Source organism: Vitreimonas sp., assembly GCF_036392335.1.
Classification (GTDB): Bacteria; Pseudomonadota; Alphaproteobacteria; order Caulobacterales; family Aquidulcibacteraceae; genus Vitreimonas.
Genome location: NZ_DASVYD010000069.1, coordinates 16842 through 35964 on the forward strand (window position 1 = coordinate 16842; position 19123 = coordinate 35964).

The window sequence follows — 19123 nt, forward strand, 5'->3', positions numbered from 1 at the left end:
TAAAAACGTCGTCACGCGCGGTCGTCCAATGTCGGTGTCGCCGGCCCAGCGCTGGTTGATCCAGCATCCGCGCCGCCCAGTTTCCACGACACAGAGCGCCAGGAATCGGGCCAAGAGTCTGGAACGATGGTGCGAAAGCCAGCGAGGCGGCTGATTTCCGCCGCCCAGCCCACCGCCAAGCGCTCTTGAAGCAGGCAAGCGTGTATCACACGTTCCCGCCCCAGCGCCACGCCCAAATCCGTGGATTGGAAGCAGCCAACCGCGCGCGGCGGCCTGCCCCAGAGTCCTATATGGAGGCTCATCAGCTTTTCGCGACCCTCTTCGGCGCCATCTTCGGCTTCGATCAGCAGAAAAGGCGGTCTGGCGCGAATCGCCGTTTCAACCTGCGTGGCGCCCAAGGCGATGGCGCCGGCGCGGCGGGCGAGGCCGAGTTGATCGAGGCACCGCTTCATCAGCAGCCTCTCGACCAGATCGGCCAGCCCGTCGGGAACTTTCACTTGAGTCTTGAAGCCGCGGGCAAAGCCCCCTTTGCGCGCGGCGAGTTCCACGCTCGCGCGCTCGGCGCGCACCCACACGCCGCGTCCCGGCAATTTCGCCGCGACGTCGGGCGTCACCACGCCGTCCGGCGCAAGCGCGAACCGGATCAGCGCGGCTTCTGGGTAGGATTCGCCGGAGGCGACGCAGCGGCGTTCCCGGCCGCGGCGCGTCTCCTCATCCGCGGTCTGGGAAGACGGTGGAGAGTTCATCCGCCTCTCCTTCAGCGACTTCCTCTTCCGGCGGCGCTTCGATCCAGCCGGCCGCGATACGTGCATTGAGCACCAACGCGTCGGCCTGTTCTTGCGTCAGCTGATAGTCTTCGAGCACGCCCGGTTCGCGCACGCGCTCGCCGTTCTTGGTCTCGAAATAGCCGCGGATGTCGTCGCCGACGAGGCCGGCGAAATCTTCCAGAGTCTTGACGCCCTTCTCGCCCAGCGTGACCAGCATCGGCGCGGTGAGCCCCGGCACGGCCTTGAGGTCATCGGCGACGCCGAGGGCGACGCGCTTGGACTCAAGCTCGGCGGCGAGCTTTTCAAGATATTCCTGCGCCCGGGTCTGGAGCTCTTCGGCGATTTCGTCGTTCAGGCCTTCGATCGAAGCCAGCTCGATGGAATCGACATAGGCGATCTCCTCCACGGTTTCGAAGCCTTCCGACGCGAGCAGCTGGGCGAACATTTCGTCCACTTCCAGCGCCTTGATGAAGAGTTCGGTGCGCGCCGCGAATTCCTTCTGGCGGCGCTCGGACTCTTCCGCTTCCGTCAAGATGTCGATCGACCAGCCGGTGAGCTGCGAGGCCAAGCGCACGTTCTGGCCGCGACGACCGATGGCGAGCGAAAGCTGGGCTTCACCGACCACGACTTCAACGCGCGCTTCCTCCGGGTCTAGCACGACCTTGGAGACTTCCGCCGGTTGCAGCGCGTTGACGATGAAGGTCGCCGGATCCGGCGACCACGGGATGATATCAATCTTCTCGCCCTGCATTTCGCCGACCACCGCCTGCACGCGGGCGCCGCGCATGCCGACGCAAGCGCCGACGGGGTCGATGCTGGAATCATGCGAAAGCACGGCGATTTTCGCGCGCGAACCTGGATCGCGCGCGGCGGCCTTGATTTCGATGACGCCTTCATAGACCTCCGGCACTTCCTGCGCGAACAGGCGGGCCATGAATTCCGGACGCGCGCGCGACAGGAAGATTTGCGGGCCCTTGGTTTCGCGGCGCACATCATAGACGTAGGCGCGCGTGCGGTCGCCGACGCGGAGATTTTCGCGCGGGATGCCTTCGGACTTGCGGATCACGCCTTCGGCGCGGCCGAGGTCGACGATCACGTTGTAGAATTCGACGCGCTTCACGACGCCGTTGATGATCTCGCCGATACGGTCCTTGTACTCGTTGTATTGGCGCTCACGCTCGGCTTCGCGCACTTCGTGATTGATCACTTGCTTGGCAGTCTGCGCGGCGACGCGGCCGAATTCGATCGGCGGCAGCAGCTCGACATATTCCTTGCCGACGACCGCTTCCTTGTCGGACTTCAGCGCGACATTGAGCATGATGTCGGTGGAGGGATTGAAGGGCCGCGTTTCCGGATCGAGCACGCTGTCGTCCACCACCGTCATGACACGCTTCAGCTCCATCTCGCCGGTCTTCGGGTCGATGGTGGCGCGGATGTCGTGTTCGGCGCCGTAGCGCGAGCGCGCGGCCTTCTGCAGCGCGTGCTCCATCGCCTGGATGACGATGTCCTTTTCGATCGACTTTTCGCGCGCGACCGCGTCAGCGATCTGCAGGATTTCAAGCCGGTTCGCCGAAATGCCGGTGCTCATGGTGTTTCCTCTTCGTCAGAACCTTCAGCGCCAGCGGCGGCCTCGGCCGCTTTGGCGCGTTTCAAATCTTCTTCGATCAGCTTGTCGGTGAGCACGAGGCGCGCATCCGACAGCGCGGAGAATTTCAGCTTCACTTCGCCGTGCTCGGTGGCGAGCGTGATCTCATCGCCGTCGACGGCCGCGATCTCGCCCTTATAGCGCCGCTGGCCGTTGATCATCTGCGCGGTTTCGAGCTTCACGAGATAGCCTTTGAAGCGTTCGAAATCCTCGATCCGCATCAGCGGGCGGTCGATCCCGGGCGAACTGACCTCAAGGTCGTATTCGCCTTGGATCGGGTCCTCGAGGTCGAATACGGGCGAAAGAGCGCGCGAGAGACGGCCGCAATCGTCAATGCCCATGTAGCCGTCGCTGACGCGCTCGGCCATGATTTGCAGCCGTTTACGACGATTGCCGGAGAGACGCACGCGCACGATCCGGTAGCCGAGACCGGCGGCGGTCGGCTCGATCAGCGCAATGACGCGCTCTTCGACAGGGTTGGTGGCGCGCAGGAGCGGCTCCTTCGAGTAACAAAAAAGCGGCGGAGCCCGGGGCTCCGCCGCTGAACCTCCATCGGAGGCATCAGCGATGTTGGCGGTCGATATAGCGGGTTTGAGGCGCGGAGCCAAGCCCCCTGTCAGAGGATCGGATCGACCAGCCAATCGAGCGACATGTGGGCCGTGTACGGCGCCAGCAAGCCACCGCCTTGCCTGCCAGCCCACGCCCAGAGCAACGCAAGCGCCGCGATCAAGCCCTGCAGCGCCAGCGGATATTGCGCATGTGTGGCGCCGAAAGCGAGGCTTGAGAGAATAGCGGCGGGCCAAAAGCCGAGCGCGGCCGTCAGCGCCACGAGGATGAAGCCACGAAAAATGAACTCCTCATAGAAATTCGAAAAGACATTCGCCGTCGCCAACCACGGATCGACGCGCGGCGCGTGGAAGGCGCCAGCCTGACCGGTCGCGAAAAAGAACGCCACCAGCACCGCGATCGAGATAAGGCCGGCGCCCAAACCCCAGCCGAACGTGGCCCAACGCAGCGAAAATCGCGGCGCGGGCATCCAGCCTAAGCGCGTGAAAGCGAACCAAGCCGCGACGCAAAACAAAGCCGGCAGAGTCGAATAGAGAAAAACATGCGGGATAAGAATCCAAACGCCTTCATAGGCAGGATTGCCAAACGCCTGCAGCACGAGGTCGCGAAGCTGCCAGGTCGGCCAAAAGCCAATAAGATAAGCCGCCGCCGCCGCGACGATGAGCGTCGCCCGTTGAACGAGATTCACAGCACCCTCCCGAATTCGACAGCGCGTTCGATGCAACGCCACGTCATTCACAAAGATGCGGAGGTCGGTGGTATTGGATGCGTCACGGGCGCGTGGGCCAACTCCAAGTGGGAAGGCATGATGCCGATGGCGGCTTTGGCGCCGCGCGCGACCGCAACAGGCAAAGGGACGCGTTTGCTGCACACGCGAACACGCGCGCCCTGGCAAAGCCTCTAGGGTGACGGCGGATCGGCGCTTGGCTAGGCTCGCGCTTATGACCGAGAACGCCATCGTCTGGTCCTACGCTAACGCCTGGGAGCCAATCGCGCGGATGCAGCCGCAGGCGCCGGCGGTGCTGCAAGGCGAACGCGTGCTGTCGTGGGGCGACTTCGATGCGCAAGCGGACGCGCTAGCGGCGCGTTTGCTGGCGGCGGGCCTTGAGAAGAACGCCAAGGTCGGAATCTATTTCCACAATTGCGCGGAATATCTGACCGCGACCTACGCCGCGTTCAAAGTCGGCATGGCGCCGTTCAACGTGAATTATCGCTACACGGCCGATGAGCTTCTCTATCTCTTCGATAATGCCGACGCTGAAGCGGTCGTCTTTCACGCTGGCTTCGCTGCGCGCATCGAGGACATCCGTGCGCGCTTGCCGAAAGTGAAAATCTGGATCGCGGTGGAAGAGCCGGGTTTCAGCGCGCCGCCTTGGGCCGAGGACTACACGCGCATCGTCGTCGATGTGCCGGCGACGCGGCCGACCTTGGCGCGGTGGGGGCGATCGAATGACGATCTCCTGATCCTCTACACCGGCGGCACGACCGGCCTGCCGAAAGGCGTCATGTGGCGGCAAGAGGATCAGATTGGCGTCACCGGCTTTGGCGGCTCGCTCTTGCTCGGCGTGCCGCCGCTGGCGCGCCCCGAGGAAGCGGCCGAGCGCATCGCGGCCTATCCGCGTCGCATCGGCTTGGTCGCCTGCCCGCTGATGCACGGCACGGGCTTGTTCAGCGCGCTCATGACGCTGCTTGCCGGCGGCGCGGTGGCGCTGTTGCCGAGCCGGCATTTCGACGCGGTCGAATTGTGGGACGAAGTGGCGCGTCATCGCGTTACCTCGCTCGCCATCGTGGGCTTGCCGTTCGCGCAGCCCATGCTTGAGGCGTTGGAGCGCCACCCCGGCCGCTGGGATTTGTCGTGCGTCACCAGCATCGGATCGTCCGGCGCGATGTGGAGCCAAGAGAACAAGCACGCGCTGTTGCGTTTCCTGCCGCAGGCGATGCTGACCGACGCGTTTTCCTCCAGCGAGGCGGTGGGCATGGGGCTGTCGGTGTCGACCGCCGCCGGCGAAAGCCAGACCGCCGCTTTCATCGCCGGCCCGGAATGCGCGGTGTTCACCGAGGATCACCGGCGGGTGGCGCCCGGCTCTGGCGAACGCGGCCTCGTCGCCGTCGGCGGACATATGCCGCTTGGCTATTATGGCGACGACGAAAAAACCAAGCGCACCTTTGCCTTCATCGAAGGCAAGCGTTGGTCGATCCCAGGCGATTGGGCCACGGTCGAGGCGGACGGATCGTTACGCCTGCTCGGGCGCGGCAGCCAATGCATCAACACCGGCGGCGAAAAGGTCTTTCCCGAAGAGGTCGAGGAAGCGTTGAAGCGCCATCCCGCGATCCGCGACGCCGCCGTCATCGGCGCGCCCGATCCGCGTTTCGGCGAGCGCATCTGCGCCGTTGTGGAGCTGCAGGCCGACGCGCGCGAGCCCTCACTTGCCGAACTCGCCGCGCACGTGCGCGAACACTTGGCGGACTATAAAGCGCCCCGCGCGCTCGTGGTGGTGGATTCCCTGCGTCGCGCGCCGAACGGCAAACTCGATTACAAGGCCGTCAAAGCACGGGCGCTGGAAGCGCTGGGCGGGTAGGGGAATTCTACCGCTTCTGGCCCAATGCGTCATCGGGAAACAAGGTTAGGCTCCTCGCATGCTGCGACTGGTTGTTATCCTGGCTGTATGGGTTCTGGCGTATCCAAGCATCGTTTTGGCGCAACCTTACCCTTGCCCACGCGCGGATTCGTGCCACGGCTTGGGGACTATGGCGATGTCACCGGACGGTGCGTTCGTAGCGTTCACGCTTATGAGTTCGCCTGCGACGCAGTTCGTGCTGTTCGACACGGGCGCGAGGCGGGCCATCATTGTTCGCGCCCCAGCGGGTCACAGCGATCTGGGAGATCTTGCCTGGTCTCCTGATGGCGACGAACTCACGTTTGTAACAGGTGCGGCAAGTGTGCTGGGCGGTTATGGATCGAGTGTTTGGCGTCTGCGGCCGCGCGACGAGTCCCCCTTGGTCTTGCTCGCGAATATTCCCCACGTTCGACATCCGGTATTGTCGTCAAACGGGACGACGCTCGCGGCATTTGAGGGCGTCATATTGGGTGACCCGCCGTACAGCCCCTCTTCAATGGCCTACGCACTTTTCGAGCGCACTACGACTGATGGCCGCGCGGTGCGGCGCTCTGAAGGTCACGTGAGTTTCGCCCGAGACATCTTCTACGATCGCGTTGGCGCACTCTACATCGGAGGGATGCTAGACCCGGTGTTCATCCGCACCCTGCCCAACGCAGAGGTGTCTTATTATTGGGCGGATAACGACGAACGCAATCGATGGTCCTGGCAATGGCGGCGCGAGATCCGCGATGTGTTTTCGTTCAGGTTGGCGCCTGGCGAGCTTTTGCCCAACTGGCCGATCCCATTCCCGGCGAGCGGCGCGCTCGAGGGCGCTCATGGCATGCGCCCTACGAACGATGGCCGCGTGATCACGCACGTTTCATTGAGCAATGAAAACGTCACTGATTGGTACGACACGCGAGGAATGCCACGCCGCCCGACGCGGGAATTGCTCTACGGCTACATGGCCTACGACGCAGAGGGCGTTGGCGAATTATTCGAGACGCCTGCCTTGCCAGAGGGCGCGGGGCGCACCGGTGGCGCCGACATCTCCGAGGACGGATCGCGTTTCGCGCAGGTCATAAGCAGACACCTCAGAAGGGGTGCTCGACCTGCGAACGAGGCTTGGGACAATCGAGACACACTGGAGATATACGACCGAGGTGTGCTCGTCTTTGAGGCACGCGTGTCCGCATTGACCACGAACGCTCCTTCTATACAGCCAACCGATCCACACGTTCCGTTGATGCCCACTTCTTCGACGGGACCCCACAGAGTCATGCCGCGATAGCCGCCTCCAAATAAGCGGCTGGTGCTAACCGTTATCAGCGGCGCACGAATCGCAGCCAGATCGGTGCGCAATCGCCGAGTTTCTTTTCTTCGTAGCGGGTGGTGACGTGGCCGGGCCAAGGTTGGCGCCAATCTTCGGCGCGTTCGGCGAGCCAAGTGAAGCGCCGGTCGCGCATGAGATGTTCGAGCGTCCAGGCGGCGTAATTGGCCCAATCGGTGGCGAAGCGGAGTTCGGCGCCGGGCTTCATGACGCGCGCGAGGTCGCCCAGAAATTCCGGCTGGATCAGGCGGCGCTTGTGGTGGCGCGTCTTCGGCCAGGGATCGGGGAAAAGAATATAGACGAGATCAAGCGACGCATCGGGCAAACGCGCGATCACATCGCGCGCGTCGCCCTGGTGCAGACGGATGTTCTGCGCGCCGCTCTCCTCGATGTGGCGCAGGCACGAGGCAACGCCGTTCAAGAACGGCTCGACGCCGATGAAGCGGCGGTCGGGATGAGCGGTGGCCTGGGAGACCAGGTGCTCGCCGCCGCCGAAGCCGATTTCGAGGATTTGGGCGCTAGGTTCAGCAGGAAGTGGGGCTGTCGGGGGCGCAAGGCCGACATCCTCGGCCACCGGCGCGAACAGCTCTTCCCAATCCAGCGCGCCCTCCTCCGGGACGGCCAGATGCGGCAGCAGCGTCTCGACCAGACCGGCTTGGCGCGGCTTGAGGGTGCGAGCCTTGATGCGGCCATAGCTTCGCAGGTGTCGGATGTCAGGTGTCAGGTGTCAGCTCCCATGCCGTGGCGCGATCTCGCCCCGCCGTCCTATATCTGATAATGCACGCTGACACCCGGCACCTGACACCTGGAGGCTCCCATGCGCGAGAAACTGAATTTCTACATCGACGGCAAATGGGTCGCCCCGACCAAGCCGCGCACGCATGACGTGATCAATCCGGCAAATGAGGAGCCGTGCGGCCGTATTTCGTTGGGCACGGCGGAGGACGTGAACAAGGCTGTCGCGGCCGCCAAGAAGGCGTTCGAGACCTTCTCCCAAACCAGCATCGATGAGCGCAAAGCGCTGCTCGACAAGATCATCGCCATCTATCAGCGCCGTCTGCCGGAAATGGCCGAGACCATTTCGATGGAAATGGGCGCGCCGTTGCCGCTGGCGAATGCGGCCCAGGCGCCGGCCGGGCTTGGCTATCTGATGGACGCGCGCAAACAGCTCGACGATTTCAAGTTCGAATATGATTACGGCAAGGGCCGCCGCATCCTGAAAGAGCCAATCGGCGTTGTCGGCATGATCACGCCATGGAATTGGCCGCAAAACCAAATCTGCGCGAAGGTTGGCCCCGCGCTCGCCGCGGGCTGCACGATGGTGCTGAAGCCATCGGAACTGGCGCCGCTCAACGCCGTGCTGTTCGCCGAAATTCTAGAGGAAGCTGGCGTCCCGGCGGGCGTGTTCAACCTCGTCAATGGCGACGGCCCAGGAGTCGGCGCGGCGCTCTCTGCCCACCCCGACGTCGACATGATGAGCTTCACTGGCTCCACCCGCGCGGGCACGGCGGTGATGGAAGCCTGCGCCAAGGGCATCAAGAAGGTCGCGCTCGAATTGGGCGGCAAGAGCCCGAACATCATCTTGGACGACGCCGATCTGAAGAAGGCGGTCGCCGGCGGCATGCTGCACATGGCGCAAAACACCGGCCAAAGCTGCAACGCGCCGTCGCGCATGCTGGCGCCGAAATCGAAATATGAGGAAGTGGTCGCAATTGCCGCCGCCGCCGCGAATTCGGTCAAGGTGCAGGCGCCCGATCAAGCGGAACCGGGCGCGATCGGCCCGCTCGCCAACGCCAACCAGTTCCAGAAAGTGCAAGGCCTCATCCAAAAGGGCATCGATGAAGGCGCGCGCGTCGCCGCGGGCGGCGTCGGCCGTCCCGATGGCTTCAATCGCGGCTATTATGTGCGCCCGACCGTGTTCGCCGACGTCAACAACAACATGACGATCGCGCGCGAGGAAATCTTCGGACCGGTGCTCTGCATCATTCCGTACGAGTCAGAAGAAGAAGCGATCAAGATCGCCAACGACACGCCGTATGGTTTGGCTGCTTACGTCGCCGGGCCGGAAGAGCGCGCACGCAAAGTCGCGCGCAAGCTCCGCGCCGGCAACATCCATATCAATGGCGCCTGGGGCGGCATGGGCACGCCGTTCGGCGGCTACAAGCAATCAGGCTTGGGCCGCGAAGGCGGGCATTTCGGCTTGGAGGAATTCCTCGAAGTCAAAGCCGCCGCCGGCTGGGGCGAACAAGCGTAAAGAGCGCTTAACCACGCTAAACAAGAGAAGAACGCCGTTTTCACGCGGTATTAGCTACGAAGGGTCAGAGTGCGCGGACCATGATTCCGCCACTCGATCCTTCGCACGCGCCCGAATCCGCTCTCTCGCACGAGGAGCCGGGCTTTTATCTCGTCGATGACGCAGGCGGACGCTTCATCGTCGATCGCCAATGGGGCATCGTCTCTGTCGCGAACGATGATGTGCTCGCGCGTGAGCCGGACGCCGTGCATGGCGTGATGCTGCGTGTGATCGAACCGTCGGGCGCGTCGTACCAATTGCCGATGCAGTTGCGCCTCACCGGCCGCGTGCCGCAAATGGTCGGCGCCGAGGAATTCGCGATGCTGGCGTCGATGGCTGATGGCTTGGCCGATCAGATCGCGAATGGTGCGGTCGCCGCGCCGGCCCCGAACGCGCAGGCCGCGCCGCTGCCGACGATCGCGTGGAGCCAATTCTCCGCCGCAAATGCAAAGCCGGGCAAAGGCGCGCTGCCAGCGCAGAATTTCGCGACGCCGCTGCCGAGCTTGCCCGCCGCGCTGACGGATGTGGGGCTCTCCATGCCGGAAATGGCGCTCACGCCCGCGCCGGCCGACGCGGATTGGTCGCTCTGAGCGCAAAGCCGGCAAATTCTTGCGCGCCGTCGCGCGGCCATTGAATTTCACGCCACGTCAGCCGAGAAGAGCGCAAACTTAGCTCTTTAGGAGACCCCCGCGTGGCCGAGAAAAAATGGCGCAAGCGTACGCTCAATAATCGTCCGCTGAAGCCCGAAACCCTGATGATGGGCTACGGCTACGATCCGATGTTGTCGGAAGGCTCGCTGAAGCCGCCGCAATTCCAAACTTCGACCTTCGTGTTCAAAACGGCGCAGGACGGCAAGGATTTCTTCGCCACCATTCAAGGCCGCCGCAAGCTGGGGCCCGACGAAGAACCGGGTCTGATCTATTCGCGCTTCAACAACCCGAACCTCGAAGTGGTCGAGGATCGGCTGGCGTTGTGGGATGAAGCCGAAACCGCGCTCGTGTTCGCCTCGGGCATGGCGGCGATCTCGACCGCACTGCTCGCCTATCTCCGGCCTGGTGACGTGATCCTGCAGAGCCGGCCGATCTACGGCGGCACCGAAACGCTGATCCACTCGATCCTGCCGGAATTCGGCATCAGCCAAGTCGCGTTCGAGGCCGAACACGGTCCGGAAGAAATGATGAAGGCGGCGGAAGAGGCGAAGAAGAAGGGCCGTGTCGGGGCGATTTTCATCGAGACGCCGGCTAATCCGACCAACGCGCTGGTGGATATTCAGGCCGCGCGCAAAGTCTCCGAGTTCCTCACCGTCGATGGCAAACGCCCGCCTGTGATCGTCGACAACACGATGCTGGGACCGGTTTATTCGACGCCGCTTTTACACGGCGCCGACATCGTCGTGATGTCGCTGACCAAATATGTCGGCGGCCATAGCGACTTGATCGCCGGCGGCGTATCCGGCTCGAAAGCGATGCTGGCGCCGGTGCGGCGCATGCGCTCGACCCTCGGCACCATGGCGGATTCGCATACAGCGTGGCTGCTGATGCGCTCGCTGGAAACATTGAAGCTGCGCATGGAAGCGGGCGCGGTCGGCGCACGCAAGGTGGCCGAGTTCCTGCGTGATCACCCGAAGATCGACAATGTCTGGTATCTCGATTTCCTGCCAAAGGATCATCCCGACCGGCCGATCCATGAGCGTCAGAACAATAGCGCGGGCTCAACCTTCTCATTCGAAGTCAAAGGTGGTGAAGCAGCGGCCTTCCGGGTGCTCGACGCACTGCAGGTGATCAAGCTCGCGGTCAGTCTTGGCGGCACCGAAACACTTGCGTCGCATCCCGCCGCCATGACGCATTCGGGCATGCCAGCCGAGGAACTGGCGAAATACTCGATCACGCCTGGCCTCATTCGCATCTCAATCGGCATTGAAGATCCCGACGATCTGATCGCCGATCTGAGCCAAGCGCTCGATCAAGCTTAAAGGACGCCTATGCGCTTGGTTCCGCTGCTCGCCCTCTTCGCGCTCGCCGCTTGCGCCACGCTGCCCGACGCGTTGCCCTCGCTGCGTTATGCCGATGCGGCGAGCCGCGGGACGTTGGCGTCCGTGCTCGCCGGGCGGCCGACCGCGGCTCAGGTTGAACGCACGACCGACGCTTGGTCGATGGCGTTGGGCGACAGTTTCGCGTGCGGCGTGCCGATGCGGCAAACCGTGGATGCAGGCGTTGTCGGCGCGCTGGAGATTGCGGCCATGAATGCGGCCGCGAGCCGCGGCGGCGAACGTGAGATCCGCGAAGGCGTCGGCCAATATATTGGCCGCCTGGTGGAGCTTGCGGTCGAGCGCCGGCCGCGGCCGGACGCGTCCCGGTGCGACGCCCTCGCGGCTTGGGCGCCGCATATCGCCAATGAAGGCCGCGAAACCGTCGCGCGGGCGCGCCGCAACGGCCTGATGGAGGATGAATACGGCCTGTTGCTTCAGCTGCTCTCCCGCTGATCCACAGGAAATTTCTATAGTTCCCTCTTATAAAATCGATTTGGTCGATATCCCCTAACGCGCTAGTCCATTCGCCTATCGTTAGGAGGAGCCCGAGATGGCCGACGGAACTGACTCAAAATGCCCCGTGCCGCACACGCGCGCACGCACCAACCGCGATTGGTGGCCCAACCAAGTCAATGTGAACGTTCTCCACCAGAACTCACCGGAATCGGACCCGATGGGGCCGGCCTTCAACTACGCGAAAGAATTCGACAGCCTCGATCTCGACGCGGTGATCAAAGACCTCCGCGCGCTGATGACCGACAGCCAGGATTGGTGGCCGGCGGACTATGGGCACTACGGCCCGTTCTTCATCCGCATGGCCTGGCACGCGGCCGGCACCTATCGCGTGGGCGATGGTCGCGGCGGCGGCGGCCGCGGCCAGCAACGCTTCGCCCCGCTGAATTCCTGGCCGGATAACGGCAACCTCGACAAGGCGCGTCGTTTGTTGTGGCCGATTAAGCAAAAGTACGGCGCGAAGCTGTCGTGGGCCGATCTGCTCATCCTCACCGGCAACGTGGCGATTGAATCGATGGGCGGCCCTGTGTTCGGCTTCGGCGGCGGCCGCGCCGATACCTGGGAACCGGAAAATCATGTGAACTGGGGCGCTGAGGAAGCCTGGCTTGCCGACAGCAAGGCGCCGGGCACGCGTTATTCCGGCGACCGCGAACTCGCCGGCAATCTCGGCGCCGTGCAGATGGGCCTCATCTATGTGAACCCACAGGGGCCGGACGGCAATCCCGACCCGCTCGCGTCCGCGCGCGACATCCGCGAAACCTTCGCCCGCATGGCGATGAATGACGAAGAGACCGTGGCGCTCGTCGCCGGCGGCCACACCTTCGGCAAGGCGCACGGCGCGGGGCCGGAAAGCCACGTCGGCAAAGAGCCCGAGGCGGCGCCCATCGAGCTCCAGGGCTTGGGTTGGATCTCGACGTTCGAATCGGGCATGGCCGGCCACACCATCACGTCGGGCATCGAAGGCGCTTGGAAGCCGCACCCCACCAAGTGGGACATGGGCTATCTCGACACGCTGTTTAAGTACGAGTGGGAGCTCACCAAGAGCCCTGCCGGCGCACACCAATGGAAGCCGAAGGGCAATACGGGCGACGGCACGGTCGAGGACGCGTTCGATCCGAACAAGAAGCACGCGCCAATGATGACGACGGCGGACTTGGCGCTGCGCTTCGATCCCGCTTACGAAAAGATCGCGCGCCGCTTCCATCAGAACCCGCAAGAGTTCGCCGACGCGTTCGCGCGCGCGTGGTTCAAGCTCACGCACCGCGACATGGGTCCGAAATGCCTCTATCGCGGCAAGTATGTCCCGAAGGAGACGTTGATCTGGCAAGACCCGATCTCGGGCGCGCCAAGCACGATCGACGCCGGCGACGTGGACGCGCTGAAGGCCAAATTGCTGGCTTCGGGCCTATCCACGCGTGAATTGATCGAAACGGCGTGGGCGTCGGCCTCGACCTATCGCGGGTCGGACCGCCGCGGCGGCGCCAATGGCGCGCGCATTCGCCTGGCGCCGATGAAGGATTGGGAGGTCAACAAGCCCGCCCAGCTTTCGAAGGTGCTGGCGAAACTTGAAGCGATCCAGAAGGAGTTCAACGCCGGCGCAAAGAAGGTCTCGCTCGCGGACCTCATCGTGCTCGGCGGCGCCGCGGCGATCGAGAAGGCGGCCAAGGACGGCGGCCACAATGTGAAGGTCCCCTTCACGCCGGGCCGCGCCGACGCGACGCAAGAAGAGACGGAAGTCCATTCCTTCGAATTCCTGAACCCGAAGGCCGACGGCTTCCGCAATTACGTGCGCAAGCCGATTATGCCGATCGAAGATCACCTGGTCGACCGCGCGCAATTGCTGGAACTCTCCGCGCCGGAATTGACGGCGTTGATCGGCGGCCTGCGCGTGCTGCTAGTCGGCCACGACAAGCATGGCGTGCTCACGAGCAAGCCGGGCGTGTTGTCGAACGACTTCTTCGTCAACCTGCTCGACATGAGCGTGCAATGGAAAGGCATCAACGGCTCGCAAGAGGAGTTCGAAGCCCGTGACCGCAAGACCGGCCAAGTGAAATGGACCGGCACGCGCGCCGATCTCATCTTCGGCTCGCACTCGCAATTGCGCGCGCTGGCGGAAGTTTATGGTGCGTCCGACGCGAAGGAAAAGTTCGTGCAGGACTTCGTCAAAGCGTGGGCCAAGGTCATGGAGCTCGACCGCTTCGACCTGCGCACGCCGCCATCGACCGGCGCGCACTAACAGCTACCCAAGCAGACTCTCTCCGGGGCGGCGCCGCAAGCGCCGCCCTTTTTTTTACTGCTGCGGCGGAACTTGCTGGATCGAGCGCAGATAGGCGATGAGCGCATCGGCGCCCTGTGGATTGAACTGGAAGTCAGGCATCCGGTGGCTGACCTCAATGCCTTCGATCATCTCCTGCTCAAGCACGTCGGCGCGATAACGGGTGAGGATGGTGCGGAAGACGGGCGCTTCGGGCACGGGGCTTGCGCCATATTCGCCGATGGCGTGGCAACCCGCACATTGCGCCTCGGCAATGGCGCGCCCATCGCTGGCCAGCGTTTCCGCCGGCGCCGACGTCGCCTCCGGCTGCGCCGCGCAGGCGCTCAACACCAAAGCGGCAGCGGCCGCGCAGACGAAACGAAGCATCGCGAACTCCTTTGTGCGTCAGCTTAGCGCAAGCGGGCGAGCGACTATATACAAGAAGCGCATGTCGATTCCCGCGAAGAAACCCGATCTGGCCGTGGCGGAAGCCCAGGCCGCCCTGGATGACCGCACGCCGGTCGTACTGGTCACTGGCCGCGCCGGCACGGGCAAGAGCCATTTCATCCGCTCGCTGGTGGATTCCGACCCAAGCTATCCCCAGGCGGTGCTAGCGCCCACGGGCTTGGCGGCGATGAATATCGGCGGGCAGACAGTGCATTCCTTTTTCGGCTTTCCGCCACGGCCGCTGATCGGCAATGCCGAAAAGCCGAATTGGTTCTTCGCGCGCACCGCGCGCGCCATCCGCCGGCTGATCATCGACGAAGTTTCGATGCTGCGCGCCGACGTGCTCGACGCGATGAACACGCATCTGCAGATCGCGCGCAAATCCTCGCGGCCGTTTGGCGGCGTACAGATGTTGTTGGTGGGCGACTTTTATCAATTGCCGCCTGTGGTGCGCGGTGAGGAAGGGCAGCTTTTGGAGGATGCGGGCTATGCAAGCCCTTACGCGTTCTCCGCGCATGTGTTGCGCGACGCACCGCTGGCGGCGGTGCAGCTCACCGAGGTGCACCGCCAGACCAATCAGGATTTCATCACGCTGCTCTCATCAATTCGCGAACGCCGCGGCGTCGAAGAAGCGGTGACGATCCTGAACACCGTGTGTCTGGAGCGCTCGCTGCCGAAGCGACCGGTGTTGCTGTGTGCAACCAACGCGGTGGCGGACAATTACAATGCGCGCGGCCTGGCTAACCTTGAGGGCGCCGCGGCGCGCTATTCGGGCGGATTCGAAGGCGACGCGCCAAAGGCGCAAGGCGACCGCTTTCCGGCGCCGATGGAATTGGTGCTGAAGCGCGGCGCGCGTGTGATCTTCACGCAGAACGATCCTGAGGGGCGCTGGGTGAACGGCTCGCTCGGCACTGTGACGGCTTTGGACGAGACAATCGTGAGCGTGACGCTCGATAGCGGCGATGATGTTGAGGTCGAACGCGCGACCTGGCCGCAGGCGCGCTGGACCTGGAACGCCAAAGAGAACCGCATGGAGGTCAAGGAGGAATTCAAATACGTGCAATTCCCCTTGGCGCCCGCGTGGGCGCTCACCATTCACAAAGCGCAAGGCATGACGCTCGATAGCGTCGAGATCGATTTAGGACGCGGCGCATTTGCGCCGGGGCAGACGTACGTGGCGCTCTCGCGCGCGCGAAGCATGGAGACGCTGCGGCTGACGCGGCCGATGTCGGTGCGCGACGTGCAGGTTGATCCGGCGATCGCTGAGGGATTGGCGCGAATTGGGGCTTAGCAAGATTCCATGGGCGCCCTCTTGCAGGCCCCACCAGAAATTGCATTGTGGTGTGGCTACTCGGGGAAGCTCATGAAAAACGTATTGATTGCTGCGGTGTTCGCTGCGGGGTTCGGGCTCGGCCCAGCTCACGCCCAGACGACGTCAGACCCGGTGTCCGCTCTGAACGCATGTGTCTCAGGCGCTGTGACGACAGAAGACAGCGTGACAACAGCGCGTTGGCTGTTCATCGCGATGTCACGGCATCCCAGCCTGCCCCAGTCCGTCCGCGTCAGCGACACGGAAGGTCTTGAGGCCAACCGCCGCATGGGCGCGCTCGTCAACCGCTTGCTGCTGAACGCTTGCGCCCAGGAGACGCGCGCGGCGGTGAGCGCAGCCGGACATGACGCTGCCTTTCATGCCGCCTTTGGAACGCTTGGTGAAAAGGCGATGGCTGACCTCATGGGCAATACCGACGTGCTCGCCAGCATCATTCAACTTGGCGCCTACGTCGATCGCGACCGGCTGAGCGCACTCGCCGCTACGCCCTAGGCGAACATCCGTCGCGGACTGGCTGTGTGCTCGGCATGCACCGTTCCGTTATCATCCTGCTCGATCAGCTTCACGTCGTAGCCCCAGAGGTCGGCGACGTGTTGAAGCACTTTCTCCGCGTCACCTTCAACCAACGTGATGCCGTCCATGACGCGATGCTGCAGGATGAGCTTGCGGTCGCCGGCGAGATCGACGTCCATGATCTGAATGTCCGGATCGCGGTAGGCGATGTCGTAATGCTTTGAGAGCGCGCGGCGTATATTGCGGTAGCCGCGTTCGTCATGGATCGCGGCGACCTCCATTTCGTCTTCCGTTTCGTCATCCACGATACGAAACAGACCGAAGTCACGCATGACGCGTGGCGACAGGAATTGCGAAATGAAACTCTCGTCGCGGTAATTGGCCCACACATCGCGCAACGTGCCGTACGGATCGCCATTGCCGGCGATATCGGGCATCCATTCGCGATCCTCGTCGGTTGGCTTGGTGCAGATGCGCTCGATATCGCAGCACATGGCGAAGCCAAGCGCATAGGGATTGATGCCGCTATAGCGGCGATCGTCGAAGCCGGGCTGCATCACCACGCTGGTGTGCGAGTGGATGAATTCGAGGAAGGCGCCGTCGTCGATCTGCCCCTTCTCGTGCAGGCGGTTCATGATGCGATGGTGCACGAAGGTGGCGCAACCTTCGTTCATCACCTTGGTTTGACGCTGCGGATAGAAATACTGATTGATCAACCGCACGATACGTAGGATTTCGCGCTGCCATGGGCGAAGCCGCGGCGCGGTCTTTTCGAGGAAATAGAGCAGATTCTCTTCCGGCAGGCCGAGCAACGCCTTGCGCTTGGCGTCTTCGTCCTTGCTCGGCTTCCGTTTGCCTTGCGGCACGGTGCGCCACAGATCGTTGAACAATTGCTCGCCGTGCTTGCGGCGCTCTTCCTCGCGCCGCTCCTCCGAACGCAGATCCGCCATGCGCTTGCGCGGGAAACGATGCACGCCGTGGCTCTGCAGGGCGTGCGCCGCATCAAGCACCCTCTCCACTTCCTCCTGGCCGTAGCGATCCTCGCACTTGGCGATAAAGCCACGGGCGAACTCCAGGTAATCAAGAATGCCGTTGGCGTCGGTCCATTGCTTGAAGACGTAATTGTTCTTGAAGAAGTGCGAATGGCCGTAACCAGCGTGCGCGATCACCAGCGTCTGCATCGTCGCGGAGTTTTCCTCCATGATGTAGACGAGGCATGGATTGGAATTGATGACGATCTCGTAGGCGAGGCCCTGATAGCCTTTGCGATAAAGCGCCTCGTTGCGCGCGAACTCCTTGCCGAAGCTCCAATGGCGATAGAAGAGCGGCATACCGGTTGAGGCATAGGCGTCAAGCATTTGCTCGGTCGTGATCACCTCGATCTGGTTCGGATACGGATCGAGCCCCATTTCCTCGATGCCAATCTCGCCGCATGCTTCGTGCACGCGTTTGATCAGCTCAAAATCCCAATCTGGGCCTTGGTAGAGCAGTTTGCTTTTTGGGTCGGCGATCACGCTCATTAGGCGCCCTCCGCGCTTACGCCCTCAGGGCGACGCGAGAACAATTCACGGAACACCGGGTAAATGTCGCGGCGGTGACGCACCTTGCGCATGGCGAAGGGCGCATCGGCCGGCACGCGCCGATAGGCGCGCCAGAGATTGGTGCTGGGTTCGCCCATCCCGGGCTGATGCTCGTCTTCATCGTCCATGCCGACTTCGACATAGGCGTAATATTGGCAGATCGGCAGGATCACGTCGTTGAGCTGCGCCAACACCACTTGATTGTCGCTCGACGTGTTGTCGCCGTCGCTGGCTTGCGCGGCGTAGATGTTCCATTGATCGACCGGATAGCGGTCGCGCACGATCTCTTGCATCTTGAAAAGCGCGGTGGAAACCACTGTGCCGCCGGTCTCGCGCGAATAGAAGAAAGTCTGTTCATCGACCTCGGACGCTTCGTGCGTGTGACGGATGAAGACGACGTCGACGTGCTCGTAGCGCCGATTCAGGAAGAGATAGAGCAGCGAATAGAAGCGCTTGGCCAAATCCTTCATGTGCTCGTTCATCGAGCCGGAGACGTCCATCAGGCAGAACATCACCGCTTTGGCGATCGGCTTGGGATTGGACTCCAGGCGCCGATAGCGCACGTCGACGGGATCGATGTACGGGATGCGCTTGGTGCGGGCGAGGCGTTGCTCCAGCTCGGCGCGCAGCGCGACCAATTCATCGAAATGGCCGCCTTCGCGCTCCAGTCGTTCGATCTCCTCGCGCAGCGCGACAATCTCTTCCGCCTTCGGCCGTTTCAGCGCGATGCGACGCGACATGGAGTGACGCAACGTGCGCGGCACCGAGATGCGCGACGGCGGGCCGGAGGTGGAATAGCCGGCTTGGCGCCATTGCACCGACGTCGCGCCCGCGATCTGACGCTTGGCCAAGTCCGGAAGCTCCAAGTCTTCGAGATAGAGATCAAGATATTCTTCGTCGGACAACGCGAAGCGGAATTCGTCTTCACCCTCGCCGCTGTCGCTGGCTTGCGGTTTGCCGCCAGCGCCACCGTCAGGGCGCGCGATGGTGTCGCCTTCAACGTATTTCTTGTTGCCGGGCAGCACGTAATCGCGCGTGCCGCCCTGCGATGAGCGCCGCAGAGTCGGCTCGTGCACGCCGCCCGCGGGAATGGAGACTTCGCCGCCCTTGCCGGCGTCCTTGATCGAACGCTGACTCGAACTCTCCCGCACCGCGCGTCGCACTTGCGCGCGGGCGCGGCGCAGGAAGCGCTGCCTGTTGGCGAAGGACTTGCCGCCCGGATTCAGTCGGCGATCGATGATGTGCATGAGCGCGC

Annotated in this window: 17 protein-coding genes; 9 read left to right on the top strand and 8 right to left on the bottom strand. The window is 63.2% G+C overall.

Annotated features, from left to right (window positions below; genetic code table 11):
• Positions 1-11 precede the first annotated feature (11 nt).
• From VF769_RS16215 to VF769_RS16230, 4 genes are read right to left on the bottom strand one after another with little or no spacing between them, the layout of a single operon-like run.
• Positions 12-746, bottom strand: a complete 735-nt coding sequence (locus VF769_RS16215; RefSeq protein WP_331009472.1) for an RNA-binding protein — start codon at positions 744-746, stop codon at positions 12-14.
• Positions 712-2355 (bottom strand): transcription termination factor NusA, encoded by a 1644-nt coding sequence (nusA, locus tag VF769_RS16220; RefSeq protein ID WP_331009473.1) that lies wholly within the window; start codon positions 2353-2355, stop codon positions 712-714. The genes VF769_RS16215 and nusA overlap by 35 nt, the downstream gene beginning before the upstream one ends.
• Positions 2352-3020: a ribosome maturation factor RimP gene (gene rimP / locus VF769_RS16225; RefSeq protein WP_331009474.1), complete on the bottom strand. Its 669-nt coding sequence runs from the start codon at positions 3018-3020 to the stop codon at positions 2352-2354. The genes nusA and rimP overlap by 4 nt, the downstream gene beginning before the upstream one ends.
• An 8-nt stretch (positions 3021-3028) precedes the next feature.
• Complete coding sequence (locus tag VF769_RS16230) at positions 3029-3667, bottom strand: CPBP family intramembrane glutamic endopeptidase (RefSeq protein WP_331009475.1); 639 nt, start codon at positions 3665-3667, stop codon at positions 3029-3031.
• A gap of 253 nt (positions 3668-3920) precedes the next feature.
• On the opposite strand from VF769_RS16230, the gene VF769_RS16235 reads away from it, so the two are divergent.
• A complete protein-coding gene (locus tag VF769_RS16235; RefSeq protein ID WP_331009476.1) occupies positions 3921-5558 on the top strand; it encodes an AMP-binding protein in 1638 nt (545 codons plus the stop codon).
• Between the two features lie 58 nt (positions 5559-5616).
• Positions 5617-6870, top strand: coding sequence for a hypothetical protein (locus VF769_RS16240; RefSeq protein WP_331009477.1), 1254 nt, complete (start codon positions 5617-5619; stop codon positions 6868-6870).
• Positions 6871-6904: 34 nt separating this feature from the next.
• Here VF769_RS16240 and trmB read toward each other — a convergent pair whose 3' ends face one another.
• Positions 6905-7633, bottom strand: coding sequence for a tRNA (guanosine(46)-N7)-methyltransferase TrmB (trmB, locus tag VF769_RS16245; protein WP_414731785.1), 729 nt, complete (start codon positions 7631-7633; stop codon positions 6905-6907).
• A gap of 93 nt (positions 7634-7726) precedes the next feature.
• Here trmB and VF769_RS16250 point away from each other — a divergent pair, with 93 nt between their 5' ends.
• The 5 genes from VF769_RS16250 (at position 7727) to katG (ending at position 13980) form a co-directional block, all read left to right on the top strand.
• Positions 7727-9163 carry an aldehyde dehydrogenase family protein gene (locus VF769_RS16250; protein ID WP_331009479.1) on the top strand — a complete coding sequence of 479 codons (1437 nt, stop codon included), beginning with the start codon at positions 7727-7729 and terminating at the stop codon, positions 9161-9163.
• 80 nt (positions 9164-9243) lie between these two features.
• Positions 9244-9792: a hypothetical protein gene (locus VF769_RS16255; RefSeq protein ID WP_331009480.1), complete on the top strand. Its 549-nt coding sequence runs from the start codon at positions 9244-9246 to the stop codon at positions 9790-9792.
• 101 nt (positions 9793-9893) lie between these two features.
• Positions 9894-11174, top strand: coding sequence for a cystathionine gamma-synthase family protein (locus tag VF769_RS16260; protein ID WP_331009481.1), 1281 nt, complete (start codon positions 9894-9896; stop codon positions 11172-11174).
• A gap of 9 nt (positions 11175-11183) precedes the next feature.
• Positions 11184-11684, top strand: a complete 501-nt coding sequence (locus VF769_RS16265) for a hypothetical protein (protein WP_331009482.1) — start codon at positions 11184-11186, stop codon at positions 11682-11684.
• Between the two features lie 97 nt (positions 11685-11781).
• Complete coding sequence (katG, locus tag VF769_RS16270; protein ID WP_331009483.1) at positions 11782-13980, top strand: catalase/peroxidase HPI; 2199 nt, start codon at positions 11782-11784, stop codon at positions 13978-13980.
• A gap of 54 nt (positions 13981-14034) precedes the next feature.
• On the opposite strand, the gene VF769_RS16275 is transcribed toward katG, so the two are convergent.
• Entirely contained in the window at positions 14035-14385 is a 351-nt protein-coding gene (locus VF769_RS16275; protein WP_331009484.1) for a c-type cytochrome, read from the bottom strand.
• 61 nt (positions 14386-14446) lie between these two features.
• Here VF769_RS16275 and VF769_RS16280 point away from each other — a divergent pair, with 61 nt between their 5' ends.
• Positions 14447-15736 (top strand): DEAD/DEAH box helicase, encoded by a 1290-nt coding sequence (locus tag VF769_RS16280; protein ID WP_331009485.1) that lies wholly within the window; start codon positions 14447-14449, stop codon positions 15734-15736.
• 72 nt (positions 15737-15808) lie between these two features.
• Positions 15809-16267 carry a hypothetical protein gene (locus tag VF769_RS16285; RefSeq protein WP_331009486.1) on the top strand — a complete coding sequence of 153 codons (459 nt, stop codon included), beginning with the start codon at positions 15809-15811 and terminating at the stop codon, positions 16265-16267.
• Here VF769_RS16285 and VF769_RS16290 read toward each other — a convergent pair.
• Positions 16264-17808, bottom strand: a complete 1545-nt coding sequence (locus tag VF769_RS16290; RefSeq protein WP_331009487.1) for a SpoVR family protein — start codon at positions 17806-17808, stop codon at positions 16264-16266. The two genes, VF769_RS16285 and VF769_RS16290, sit on opposite strands and share 4 nt — an antisense overlap.
• Positions 17808-19115: a YeaH/YhbH family protein gene (locus VF769_RS16295; protein WP_331009488.1), complete on the bottom strand. Its 1308-nt coding sequence runs from the start codon at positions 19113-19115 to the stop codon at positions 17808-17810. Before VF769_RS16295 ends, VF769_RS16290 begins: the two co-directional genes overlap by 1 nt.
• Between the last annotated feature and the right edge of the window lie 8 nt (positions 19116-19123).

Bases quoted from the DNA above. Each gene is read 5' to 3' on its own strand.
- VF769_RS16215 (WP_331009472.1), bottom strand. From the start codon at position 746: ATGAACTCTCCACCGTCTTCCCAGACCGCGGATGAGGAGACGCGCCGC.
- nusA (WP_331009473.1), bottom strand. From the start codon at position 2,355: ATGAGCACCGGCATTTCGGCGAACCGGCTTGAAATCCTGCAGATCGCT.
- VF769_RS16235 (WP_331009476.1), top strand. From the start codon at position 3,921: ATGACCGAGAACGCCATCGTCTGGTCCTACGCTAACGCCTGGGAGCCA.
- VF769_RS16240 (WP_331009477.1), top strand. From the start codon at position 5,617: ATGCTGCGACTGGTTGTTATCCTGGCTGTATGGGTTCTGGCGTATCCA.
- VF769_RS16250 (WP_331009479.1), top strand. From the start codon at position 7,727: ATGCGCGAGAAACTGAATTTCTACATCGACGGCAAATGGGTCGCCCCG.
- VF769_RS16255 (WP_331009480.1), top strand. From the start codon at position 9,244: ATGATTCCGCCACTCGATCCTTCGCACGCGCCCGAATCCGCTCTCTCG.
- VF769_RS16265 (WP_331009482.1), top strand. From the start codon at position 11,184: ATGCGCTTGGTTCCGCTGCTCGCCCTCTTCGCGCTCGCCGCTTGCGCC.
- katG (WP_331009483.1), top strand. From the start codon at position 11,782: ATGGCCGACGGAACTGACTCAAAATGCCCCGTGCCGCACACGCGCGCA.
- VF769_RS16275 (WP_331009484.1), bottom strand. From the start codon at position 14,385: ATGCTTCGTTTCGTCTGCGCGGCCGCTGCCGCTTTGGTGTTGAGCGCC.
- VF769_RS16280 (WP_331009485.1), top strand. From the start codon at position 14,447: ATGTCGATTCCCGCGAAGAAACCCGATCTGGCCGTGGCGGAAGCCCAG.
- VF769_RS16285 (WP_331009486.1), top strand. From the start codon at position 15,809: ATGAAAAACGTATTGATTGCTGCGGTGTTCGCTGCGGGGTTCGGGCTC.
- VF769_RS16290 (WP_331009487.1), bottom strand. From the start codon at position 17,808: ATGAGCGTGATCGCCGACCCAAAAAGCAAACTGCTCTACCAAGGCCCA.
- VF769_RS16295 (WP_331009488.1), bottom strand. From the start codon at position 19,115: ATGCACATCATCGATCGCCGACTGAATCCGGGCGGCAAGTCCTTCGCC.